The 11,854-nt window shown below is 38.2% G+C and carries 8 protein-coding genes; 5 read left to right on the forward strand and 3 right to left on the reverse strand.

The window, feature by feature from the left end; translation table 11 throughout:
• Positions 1-33 precede the first annotated feature (33 nt).
• The 3 genes from H4J57_RS03880 to H4J57_RS03890 all read left to right on the forward strand — a co-directional run bounded on the left by H4J57_RS03880 (position 34) and on the right by H4J57_RS03890 (position 5,403).
• Positions 34-2,883: a pitrilysin family protein gene (locus tag H4J57_RS03880; RefSeq protein ID WP_259366788.1), complete on the forward strand. Its 2,850-nt coding sequence runs from the start codon at positions 34-36 to the stop codon at positions 2,881-2,883.
• A 308-nt stretch (positions 2,884-3,191) separates the two neighbouring features.
• Complete coding sequence (gene greB / locus H4J57_RS03885; RefSeq protein WP_182242017.1) at positions 3,192-3,665, forward strand: transcription elongation factor GreB; 474 nt, start codon at positions 3,192-3,194, stop codon at positions 3,663-3,665.
• Between the two features lie 202 nt (positions 3,666-3,867).
• The gene (locus tag H4J57_RS03890) at positions 3,868-5,403 is read left to right on the forward strand and encodes a PAS domain-containing methyl-accepting chemotaxis protein (protein WP_182215337.1); all 1,536 of its coding nucleotides are present in this window, start codon (positions 3,868-3,870) and stop codon (positions 5,401-5,403) included.
• Positions 5,404-5,624: 221 nt separating this feature from the next.
• On the opposite strand, the gene H4J57_RS03895 is transcribed toward H4J57_RS03890, so the two are convergent.
• Together H4J57_RS03895 and H4J57_RS03900 are read right to left on the reverse strand one after the other, a co-directional pair.
• Complete coding sequence (locus tag H4J57_RS03895) at positions 5,625-7,901, reverse strand: EAL domain-containing protein (protein WP_182242018.1); 2,277 nt, start codon at positions 7,899-7,901, stop codon at positions 5,625-5,627.
• 88 nt (positions 7,902-7,989) lie between these two features.
• Positions 7,990-8,847, reverse strand: coding sequence for a peptidylprolyl isomerase (locus H4J57_RS03900; protein WP_182215340.1), 858 nt, complete (start codon positions 8,845-8,847; stop codon positions 7,990-7,992).
• A gap of 115 nt (positions 8,848-8,962) precedes the next feature.
• Between H4J57_RS03900 and H4J57_RS03905 the strand changes: the two genes are divergently transcribed.
• Together H4J57_RS03905 and H4J57_RS03910 are read left to right on the forward strand one after the other, a co-directional pair.
• Positions 8,963-9,673, forward strand: a complete 711-nt coding sequence (locus tag H4J57_RS03905) for a DUF445 family protein (protein ID WP_182215342.1) — start codon at positions 8,963-8,965, stop codon at positions 9,671-9,673.
• A gap of 256 nt (positions 9,674-9,929) precedes the next feature.
• A complete protein-coding gene (locus H4J57_RS03910) occupies positions 9,930-11,117 on the forward strand; it encodes an amino acid aminotransferase (RefSeq protein WP_182172491.1) in 1,188 nt (395 codons plus the stop codon).
• A 121-nt stretch (positions 11,118-11,238) separates the two neighbouring features.
• Here H4J57_RS03910 and H4J57_RS03915 read toward each other — a convergent pair whose 3' ends face one another.
• Positions 11,239-11,850 (reverse strand): DUF952 domain-containing protein, encoded by a 612-nt coding sequence (locus H4J57_RS03915; RefSeq protein WP_182215344.1) that lies wholly within the window; start codon positions 11,848-11,850, stop codon positions 11,239-11,241.
• Positions 11,851-11,854 lie beyond the last annotated feature (4 nt).

Genomic DNA, 11,854 nt, shown 5'->3' on the forward strand with positions numbered 1-11,854 from the left:
TATATAAATAATAAAGCCACCAAGGAGCATAAATTGAAAAAATGGAGCATCCCATTGCTATTAACTTGTTTAGCAGCATGTGAACAAACCGCGCCAACCACCACCATGGCTGAAGTAACATTACCAGCAGGTGTGAGTTTTGTTGAGCAAGTAACGGCAGAAGCGGGTAAAACTGTTATTCCTTATCAAAAATATACCTTAAGTAATGGTTTGACGGTTATTCTTCATAAAGATGCTTCTGATCCCTTAGTTCATGTTGACATGACCTATCACGTTGGCTCTGCTCGCGAAGAGTTAGGTAAGTCAGGCTTTGCTCATTTTTTCGAACATATGATGTTTCAAGGTTCTGAAAACGTAGCCGACGAACAGCATTTTAAATTAATAACTGAAGCTGGTGGTACCTTAAATGGAACAACTAACGGTGATCGAACTAATTATTTTCAAACGGTTCCAGCTAACCAACTAGAAAAGATGTTGTGGTTAGAGTCAGACCGTATGGGCTTTTTGGTTGATGCGGTAACGCAAGAAAAATTTGAAGTACAACGTGAAACTGTAAAAAATGAAAGAGGACAAAGTTATGATAATCGTCCTTACGGTTTATTAGGAGAGAGAGTTGCTGAAGCGTTATATCCGGCAGGGCATCCTTACTCATGGCAAACCATTGGTTACTTAGAGGATCTAGATCGTGTAAATGTTAACGACCTAAAAGCATTTTTCTTAAAATGGTATGGTCCAAATAACGCAACCTTAACCATAGGTGGCGATATTGACGCAAAAGAAACGTTAGCCTTAGTGGAACAGTATTTCGGGTCTATCCCACGCGGACCTGAAATCGCTATGCCTGAAAAACCTACATTTACCATAAACGAAGATCGTTATATTTCCATGGAAGATAATGTTCATTTACCTTTAGTGTATATGTCTTATCCAACCGTTTCTGTTCGCCATGCAGATGAAGCCCCACTTGACGTTTTATCAAGTATTTTAGGTGGCGGCAAAACATCTTTGCTTTATAAAAACTTAGTGAAAAATCAATTAGCGGTTCAAGCTTCAGTGGGGCATCCCTGTGCCGAACTAGCTTGTACCTTTACTTTGTTAGCGTTACCACACCCGGCTTCAGGAAAAACATTAGCAGATATAGAAAAAGTGATTCGCGACAGCTTAGTTGAATTTGAAGAGCGTGGCGTACAAGACGACGATCTAGCGAAAGTTAAAGCGAGTATGGAAGCAAGCTTCATCTTCGGTTTACAAAGTGTTTCAGGCAAAGTGAGTACACTTGCGGCTAATCAAACATTTAAGGGCGATCCAAATTACATCGAAAAAGATATCGCACGTTATGCCAATGTTACTAAGGCTGATGTTATGCGGGTCTTTAAAAAGTATATTAAAGACCAACATGCGGTGATCATGAGCATAGTGCCTAAAGGCAAACTTGATCTAATTGCAGCACAAGATAATTTTATTCCTGCACCGCGTAGTAAAGGTCAGACATCTGAAACCTCAGCAGAGAGTTTAGTGGTACGCAAAGCGCAAGATAATTTTGATCGCAGTAAAATGCCAATCTCAGGTGCCAATAAATCAGTAGCTGTACCACAGATGTGGAACAAAACGTTAGCCAATGGTATTAAAGTGCTGGGTACGCAAAGCATTGAAACTCCAACGACATCATTATTGTTAAAGATTCCTGCAGGTCATTATTATTCTGACAAAGACAAAGCAGGCGTTGTTTCGTTACTTGCTAGTGCATTAAATGAATCGACCACCAAACGTAGCGCCGAAGAAATGAGCAATGAATTACAAAAATTAGGTAGTTCAATCGCTATCTATGCAGGTAATCAATACTTGAATGTTAATGTCAGTACACTAACTAAAAATCTTGATGCGACAATGGCACTGGTTAATGAAAAATTAATGCACCCAGCATTCATTGAAGTGGAATTTTCACGCAACAAAAGTAATGCTATTCAGGGCGCAATTAATAGCAAGAAAGATGCAGGTTATTTAGCCTCAACAGCTTATCGTCAATTATTGCAAGCTGACAACATTGCAGCAACTTCAAGCCAAGGTACCGAGCAAAGTCTCAATAATATTACCTTAGCAGATGTTAAAGCCTTCTACGAACAGCAAGTAAAACCAAGTGATAGTCAGTTAATCGTCGTATCAGACTTGAAAGAAAAAGCGCTAATTAAATCGCTTAACGTCTTTTCTAGCTGGCAAGGTAAAGGATCAAGCTTAGTGTTAACACTGGCTAAACCTGAGACAAAAGCGGGTGTTATTTATTTAGTGAATAAAGAGGGTGCCGCGCAATCCGCGATTCGCATTGGTAAACGCTCTATGACTCAAGATATTACCGGCGAGTATTACAAGTCTTATTTAATGAACTTCACCTTAGGTGGTGCATTTAATAGTCGTATAAACCTAAACCTTCGTGAAGATAAAGGTTATACCTACGGCGCACGTTCTGGTTTTAGTGCTGACAAATTCTCTGGTACATTTACCGCCTCTGCTGAAGTTCGTGCTGATGTTACCGATAAATCAATTATTGAGTTTGTTAACGAAATAAAAGGCTACAACGAACAAGGTATCACCGCGGAAGAATTAAGCTTTATGCGTAATTCAATTAATCAAAGAGATGCGTTGAAATATGAAACACCACGGGCAAAATTAGGTTTCTTAGCGCAAATCTTAGAATACGATTTAAAGCCAAGTTTTGTGCAAGAGCGAGCAGAGATTGTTGAAACAATCAGTGCAGAAGAAATAAATACGCTAGCAAAGAAACACTTAAACTTAGCGGAAATGTTAATGGTTGTTGTTGGTGATGCTAAAACATTGAAACCCCAACTAAAAGCATTAGGTTATGAAGTGATTGATTACGAAATCTAATCTGACTCATTGCTCTTTGAGTGATTGATATAAAGCCTTAACGATAAACGTTAAGGCTTTTTTATGTTCAGGATGAACGTTCATAACAGCTCTTAGGCATCCACACCTTCGCTGCATTAGTACTTATTGCACGTCATTTTATTCTAGACAAATCATAGTCCTACATCCATGTAGACAATGACGAGGTGCTACGGATTACAAAGAGCGATGATGCTTATCTTAAACCTGCTATCTTTTTATTGCTGAGTATGGCCAGATCAGCTTAATCCTGTCACAATAAATATTCTGCTTATCCGTGTTTAAAAAATATGAAACGAAGTAACTATATTACCCGCGCAGGCTGGGATCGCTTAGATAAAGAACTGAAATATTTATGGAAGGAAGAGCGTCCTCTTATCACTAAATCTGTCTCAGAAGCCGCTGCTCAGGGCGATCGAAGTGAAAATGCAGAATACATTTATGGTAAAAGGCGTTTGCGTGAAATTGACCGACGCGTAAGATTTTTAGTTAAGCGAACCGAGGACTTAACGATTGTCTATTATGATGCTAAGCAAGAAGGTAAAGTCTATTTTGGTGCTTGGGTCTCGCTAATTAATGAAGACGACAAAGAACTCACCTATCGAGTGGTGGGGCCTGATGAATGGGACGTTAAAAAAGGTGAGATAAGTCTTGATTCACCAATGGCAAGGGCATTAATAGGTAAGTGTGTTGATGACGAGGTCGTAGTACAGACACCCGAAGGTGAGCGTATTTTTGATATTTTAAAAATTTGGTATAAATAACCAGCAGACAAAAGTACTAAGGTTTATCGTGCACTAACTATCGATTGCTTTATTTCCCTTTATTAAAACGCTAAGGTGGCTCAATTTCCCATTTTTTTATGTAATATCCCTTCAAAATCAGTATATTTTGTTGATATTGTTGATCTTATCATTTTATTAACTAAAATATAAAAACAACAAATTCATACAAAAGGATTTATCTATGACAAGACAAAAGCAATCGATTATTAATGAAGAAGTTAATTTTGAAAACGGTGTAGAACTAATTTCAACAACAAATAAAAAGGGTGTCATTACTTACGCGAACCCAGACTTTTGTAAAATTGCCGGCTACTCCCTTGATGAACTCGTTGGACAAAATCATAGCATTGTAAGGCATCCAGACATGCCTAAGGCTGCCTTTAAAGATTTATGGACTAATTTAGAATCGGGCTTACCTTGGCGAGGTGTTGTTAAGAATCGCTGCAAAGATGGCCGTTATTACTGGGTTGATGCTTTTATTACCCCTATTTTTGAGTCAGGTCAGCTAGTTGGTTTTCAATCAGTCAGAACACGCTTAGACGAGAAAACTAAAAGTAATGCCATATTATCTTATCAAGCACTACAAGCGGGCAAGTCTTTAAATAAGTGGTACGAAAATGCCAGTATTAAAAATGCAGCCTACTTTGGCGCAAGTATAACAACATTGTTCAGTGCTCTTTATTATCCATACATGATGTTTTTATTACCTTTACTACCCTTTATAATTTATAAAAATGAAATTATCGATACGCCTAAATATTTTAAAAAACTCAGCAGAGACTATGACAGTCTTTCACGGTTAATTTATTGTGGAAGCAAACCTCAAGGTATTGCCGATTTTCATTTGAAAATGGCTGAAGGTAAAATTAAAACAATTTTAGGCCGTATTACCGACAGTAGTGATTTACTCAGTGCAGGCGCGAGTACGCTTGAGCAAGCGGCGAGAATAGCTAAAGAAGGTGTTGAACAAGAAACGGCTGAATTACACCAAGTCGCGACAGCTGTTGAAGAAATGGTTGCAACAATTGATGAGGTTGCCCAGAACACTACATTTACTTCACAAAAAGTTAATCAAGCACATTCAGATTGTGAAATTGCCACAAAAGCCATGCACACCACCATGGAAACAGTCAATATATTGGCTGAAGAAGTCGCAAATTCAGCGTCTTCGGCAACAGAGCTCGCCAGTGAGGTTGAAAAAGTTGGCAGCATAATGCATGAAATACAAGGCATTGCCGATCAAACTAATTTATTAGCACTTAATGCGGCAATCGAAGCCGCACGCGCAGGAGAACATGGTCGAGGATTTTCCGTGGTGGCCGATGAAGTTAGGGCGTTATCAAGTAGAACCCATGCGGCAACAGAGCAAATACAAAGTTCAATATCAGAAATGCAAAATACACTTTTATCATGGGTGCAAACTATGACAAAAGGCAAAGAGTCTGCGGACAGTTGTGTGGAAAAAGCAACTGAAGCTCATGATGTTGTTGATAAGGTATATTCATTGATCACTGATATTTCTGATTTAGCTATTCAAATATCGACAGCATCAGAAGAGCAAAGTATGGTTTCTCAGGAAATTAGCCGCAATATTATTAACATCAGTGATGCTTCTCAAAATAATCTTCAACAAACAAATACGGTTGAACGTGAGACGGTAAACATTAAAAAAAGAGCCAATGCGCTTAGCGCTTTAGGCCAAGCGTTTAACGGCTAAGGTAATGTTTAATCGTTATTAAATAAAAATAAGATAGCACCACTTTATTGTTAAAAAGGGCTGGTAACGAGCTTTTAAAACGTAGTCTATTATTAAAGGCTGGTAATTTTTGTAGTTTACATTAGCGACCTAGATACCAGGATTATCGCTTCTATTGTAAAAATGCCGCTAAAAAATGAATTTTTAGCGGCATTAATTTAAGTAGAATCAACAGATATAAATCAGTGGGTGGTATTAATAAACGGCTGGTGATGGTCAATATTAATTTTATGCCACGCTAGATAGTCACTTTTAGTCATAGGCTTAGCAATTAGATAACCTTGAATTGAATCAATATGTAGCGTTTTGAGTAACTCGTGCTGCTCTAACGCTTCTACACCCTCAGCAACCACGGTTATGTTAAGGCTTTTAGCCAAGGTTATTATCGTATTAACGATACTAAAGCCGGTGCCATTATCTAAGATTTTATCGATAAAGCTTTTATCAATTTTAAGTTCATTGACCGGGAAAGCACTTAAGTGTGTTAAACAAGAGTAGCCAGTACCAAAATCATCTATGGAGAAGGTAAAGCCTTTTGCTTTAATTTCTTGCATTTGTTGAATGGTATTATCAATATCTCCAGCCAACATCGACTCAGTAATCTCTAACTTAATCTGTGATGGTCGTATATCGAAGCCAGCCATGGCATTAAGTAACTCAGTTTTTAAAGTAGATGAGTTAAATTGGCAATGACTTATATTGATTGAAACACTGAACAACTCGTCAATCATATTATCGGTACGTAGTTGCGCAATTAATATACAAATATCACGTAAAACAATGTTTTGTAATTTTTGAATAAGCCCATATTGTTCGGCAATAGGTATAAATTCATTGGGTGCGATCAGCCCTTTACTGGGATGATTCCATCGAATAAGTGCCTCTGCTCCAATGACTTTACCCGAGGTGTTTACTTGCGGCTGAAAATAGGCACAAAATTCATCATTAGCTATTGCTCTAACAAGGTCAGTTTCGAGTTCAGCCTGCTTTTCTAGTAAGGTTTGTAATTTGGGATCATAGAAATTATAACTATTACCTTTTTTCATTTTTGCGCGATACATAGCGGTATCTGCAAACTTCAAAATGTTATCTACTAATGAGTTACCATTGTTAACTAGGCTAATACCTATGCTGCAACTGACCTGAAATGCTAATTCACCTAACTCAAATTTTTCATCGAATACGCTGTGTAATTTTTGAGCGACCTTTTCAGATTCTATAATGGCCTGCTCATTATTTTCACCGACATATTCCAATAAAATAATAAATTCATCGCCACCCACTCTAGCTAAAGTATCCGATGCCCTTATAGTGGCGCTAAGCCTTGTCGATAATTCGACTAAAATTTGATCTCCGGCGCTATGTCCTAGTGAGTCATTAATCCTTTTAAAGTTATCTATATCCAAAAATAATAAAGCGCCGGTCTTGCTTGAACGTTTTATTCTTTCAATACACATTGTCAATCTTTCGTTGAGCATTCGTCTATTAGGAAGGTTGGTTAATGGGTCAAAAAAAGCCAGTTTTTCAATCGCCTTTTCTGCCTCTTTACGCACCGTTATATCTCTAGCTATCCAGACGATATGCCTTTTATTAGGAAAGTTTGGCTGATAATGGTCAAGGGGGGCTGTTCTCCCCTCGAAAGTCATATTACCTTTTAGAACGTCAAGCTGATATTCAAAAATTTGCACTTCATTGGTGGCTAAGGTCTTTTCAATGACCGACATGATTGGCTGTGCATCTTTTTTAGGTAAGGCGTCATTTACATTTTTATTAATGAGTTTGTTAACTGAACCATATAACAATTCATCAGCTGAGCCATAAATATCAGTATATACGCCATCTTCACTCAATATTAAGGTTAAATCAGGCATAACCTGAGTAAAAGCTTGGAATTTTTGATTACTTTTTTGTAGATCCGCAATCAGTCGTTTGGCGTTAAGTGATTCAACATTTTTTTCTAAGGCGATGCTTGAAAAATGCACGAAGTAGTCGATTAACTCTAAATCTTTATCCGTTGGGGATTTAGAAGAGCTATGATAAATGGCAAGTGAACCAAGAGTTTTGGACTGTGTGGAAATAATGGCGGTTGACCAACACGATTTAAGACCATAGCTCAATGCGAGTGCTTTAAAGTCTTGCCATAAAGGGGATATTGCGATGTCTTCAACAATGACTCGAGACTTTCTAAATGCTGCCGTCCCACAAGAGCCTACCTTTGGACCAATGCGTACGCCATTAATAGCCTGACAATACTTATCATCAATATTTGGCGCAGCGCAGTGAAAAAGTTGTTCGTCCTTTATCGATAATATTGAGCACCTCGCTGACTTGTCATCGAGAAGCTCTTCTATAGATAAACAAATATCATTTAGCACATCATTTAAAGGCCGACCTAAGGCAATTTTAGATAAGATATCTTGTTGATGAGATAATAGTTTTTTTAATCTAGCTATGTCCATATTTCACCAAGATTATTTATTACATTGCATGTTAATTTATAGCAAAACATTTTCAAGGTCAAAGCCATCCCCACCTTTTAGATAAGGTTTAATTAATTATCCGGCTTTTCACTGGCGTTTGGCAAATATCTAAAACGGGTGGTGGTTTTTTGTAGAAAAATGCATTTTCTCGTTTTTTCTGTTTTTCTATCATTTGACTAAAAGCGGGGTGCTCGGTATTTTTTACGGCTAATAAAATTTGTTGTTCTTTGGGCACATCACTCATCATTTTCATACTTGTCATGGTGGTATAATCTTTTTCAGCAACAGGCTTATCACCCTCAATAACCGATGTTCTAGTTATGGCTTGTACGTGGTTCATGCCATAAACCACACGACCAAAGATAGTCATAATTCGATCTAAATAGCGAGTGGCTTGACCATTAACAATATAAAAATGACTGGTGCCGGAGTCGGCGTCATTCCCCCTAGCCATTGCAATGACACCAGGGCAGTGCGTTAACCAAGCTTTTTTTTCACTCGGGTTATGAGCTAATGAAAATCCGTCTTTAAAACCTGTTTGTTCAGCGAATAAATCATTGTTTTGAATTTTAGTGAACTGCCAGTTTTCATCGGTAGTAAAGTCACCTTCCATGATTAATGTTGGTACTAACTTATCTTGACGACTGCCGTCTTCAGGACCTCCTTGCGCCACAAAACCGTCGATCACTCGATAGAACTTATTACCATCATAATGACCTGATTGGGTCAGTTTTATAAACTGTTCGACATGCTTAGGCGAAAACTGTGGTGCCAGTTCTATGACAACTTTTCCGTGTGGTAGTGTCAGTAATACGGTTCTTGCAACATCTAAAGCTCGCCATTCATCAGCTACTTTTGATGTTTGTGCAGCAGCGCTAAAAATAGTCAGTAATGTACTCATGGCTAAAATAAGTCTGATTTTCATGACGTTTCCTTAATCTTTATTGTTTACCCGCTACTATACAGTAAAAGAGTTGGCGCAAAACCATGCAATTGTTAATATAGCGCGATAGAAACCAACACTAATTTTGAGGTACTCAGTGAATAAAAGCTTTATGACTAATATTATCGCCTTGCTTGCTACTTTAGCGGGTTATTTTTTCGAGCAGTCTTTACTCTTTACCATAGGCTTATTTGCCTTGTCGGGGGCATTTACTAATTGGATTGCTATACATATGCTTTTTGAAAAAGTACCCTTTTTATATGGCTCTGGTGTTATTCCTGCGCGCTTTGAAGATTTTAAAAAAGCCATAAAAGAGCTGATGATGGAACAGTTTTTCACTGAAGAAAATATTGACCGATTTTTGTCGGGTGGTTCAGGTGGTTTAGTGTCTTTAGACTTAACACCCGTCATTGAAAAAATAGACTTGAATCCTGCTTTTGATGACTTAGTTGATGTTATTGAAAAGTCATCGTTTGGTGGCATGTTAGCGATGGTTGGTGGCAGCGAAGCATTACAGCCGTTACGAGAGCCGTTTATTGAAAAAATGAAAATCACCGTCGGTAAAATTTCACAAAGTGAAGAATTTAACAATATCCTCAAGGATGAGTTAGAGCAACCGAGTGTTATGGCGGATATGCGTGATAAAGTCAGTGAAATTATTGATCAAAGGTTAAATGAACTAACACCACAACTGGTCAAGGAAATTATCCAAGCGATGATCCGCAAACACTTAGGTTGGTTGGTTGTTTGGGGAGGTGTATTTGGTGGTATTATTGGCTTTATCGCCGCAGTTACTAATAATTTCTAAGATTTTATCAGCGATTATTTCGCAACAAACGCTGGATATAATTTGTTGCGAAACTTGTCATTACAGACAACAAGGTTATCCTTGTTATTCCTTAGTCCCTTTTGTGCTATTAGTTCCTGCAATTTTTTAGTTTAAACGCTTTAAATTTCACCTTATTGGGGCTATGCTTGCGCTTTAAACACAGGGATTTATTTCTCTTGTTGAGCGAAATCGCCCAATTAAGAACATCCCGTCATTGAATAAGGTAACCGGAGACATGTTTGGTAGCTTAAAGGCTTTGCCAGCCGATCCTATTTTAGGCTTGTTGGCTAAATATCGTGAAGATTCAAACCCACATAAAATTGATTTGGGTGTGGGCGTTTATAAAAATGAAGCAGGTCATACAGCGATTTTAGACTGTGTGAAAGCGGCGGAAAAATATCGTAACGATCACGAAGATACCAAAGTTTATATTGGTCCTACCGGCTCACCTGTATTCAATGAAGAGATGAGTAAATTAATTTTCGGTCACCATAAAGTGCTGCTTGAAAATAGAGCTCGCACGGTTTCTACTCCTGGTGGAACTGGGGCATTACGTGTTGCGGCTGAATTTATTAAGTCTTGTAAAGCTGGTGCCACTATTTGGGTGAGTAACCCAACATGGGCAAATCATACCGGTTTGTTTGAAGCCGCTGGTTTAACCGTTAAAACCTATCCGTATTACGACCACGAAAACAAAACGCTTGATTTTGATGGCATGTTAGCGGCATTAAAAGAAGTCAGCAGCGATGATGCTGTGTTGTTACATGCGTGTTGTCATAATCCCAGTGGTATGGATTTAAACAATGAGCAGTGGCAACAAGTTGTTGAAGTGGCTAAAGACATTGGTTTTTTACCCCTTATCGATATGGCATACCAAGGTTTTGGTGTTGGTTTAGACGAAGATGCCTATGGTTTGCGTTTAATGGCCGAACACGCGAAAGAAATGATTGTTTGTAGTTCATGTTCGAAAAACTTTGGTTTATACCGCGAACGTATTGGCGCTTGTACTATTATTGGCGAAACATCTGCCGCAGTTGATGTTGCACAGTCCGTATTACTTTATGTGATCCGTGTTATTTATTCTATGCCTCCAGCACATGGTGCCGCATTGGTTGAAACAATCTTAAGTTCTGATGAACTACGTACCCAGTGGCATGTAGAATTAAAAGAAATGCGAGACCGTATTAATGGTAACCGTCAACTATTGGTTGATAAGTTAGTCGAAAACGGTGTGACTCGTGACTTCAGCTTTATTACCCGTCAAATGGGGATGTTTTCATTCTTAGGTATAACCCCTGAGCAAGTGCAACAGTTACAAGATGAATATAGTATTTATATGGTCGGTTCAAGCCGTATGAGTATTGCGGGTATTGCGAATAGTAATGTTGATTACTTAGCAAAATCTATCGCGAAAGTTCTATAGGCGCTAAGATTCGTTAACAGCTTTAGAGCTTAAGAAAGAGTTAAAGCCAAAACATCTCGGTGTTTTGGCTTTATTGTTTTTGGTTAACTAGCCAATTGATAATGTGAGTAAGCGGCTATCTTTAGAGGTAAAAATTTCCATCCTCATTAAGTGATATTTTTTCAACCCGAGTGACCGCATTGATGTTTAATGGACCATATATATGAGGATATAAGCCACCGCTTGCAGGTTCCCATTTTATTTCTGGTATAACTAACTCTTTATCAACAATCAAAATAAGTGGCTGCTCTTTGTCTTTATAATATTTATTGGCAAGACGGTTTAACTGACTTTTTGGCGTCGCATGAATAAAACCTTCGCTGGTTAGCGAATCACGCGTTAGCTTACCTGCACTTAGTGCTTGTTGATATTCAGCATTTGATGAGAGTAAATAGATAGACGGATCATTTAGCCCTGCATACATGCGAATAAAAGTATTCGTTAGTATTTGTTGCTCATCTTTCTGGTAAAGGTAGTCAACACGAAATATCCCTTTAATATTGTTATTTTCAATAGCCTGACTTACAACGCTTATTTCTGCTCGAGCAGTCCAGTCAGTACCTGTTAACCATAGAGGAACATTGTCAGCAAGATGCTGATGGCCCTTTCTCTCAAAGGGATAGGTTTTTCCACGTACTAACTCTGCGTAATTATCTGAACGGAGAATTGAATTATTTGCTATTTTAAAGCCCATGGGT

This window comes from Colwellia sp. BRX8-7, from assembly GCF_014077275.1.
In the GTDB taxonomy this organism is placed as follows: Bacteria; Pseudomonadota; Gammaproteobacteria; order Enterobacterales; family Alteromonadaceae; genus Colwellia_A.

Coding starts and splice junctions, on each gene's coding strand:
- greB (WP_182242017.1), top strand. CDS start 3,192: ATGAAACGAAGTAACTATATTACCCGCGCAGGCTGGGATCGCTTAGAT.
- H4J57_RS03890 (WP_182215337.1), top strand. CDS start 3,868: ATGACAAGACAAAAGCAATCGATTATTAATGAAGAAGTTAATTTTGAA.
- H4J57_RS03895 (WP_182242018.1), bottom strand. CDS start 7,901: ATGGACATAGCTAGATTAAAAAAACTATTATCTCATCAACAAGATATC.
- H4J57_RS03900 (WP_182215340.1), bottom strand. CDS start 8,847: ATGAAAATCAGACTTATTTTAGCCATGAGTACATTACTGACTATTTTT.
- H4J57_RS03910 (WP_182172491.1), top strand. CDS start 9,930: ATGTTTGGTAGCTTAAAGGCTTTGCCAGCCGATCCTATTTTAGGCTTG.
- H4J57_RS03915 (WP_182215344.1), bottom strand. CDS start 11,850: ATGGGCTTTAAAATAGCAAATAATTCAATTCTCCGTTCAGATAATTAC.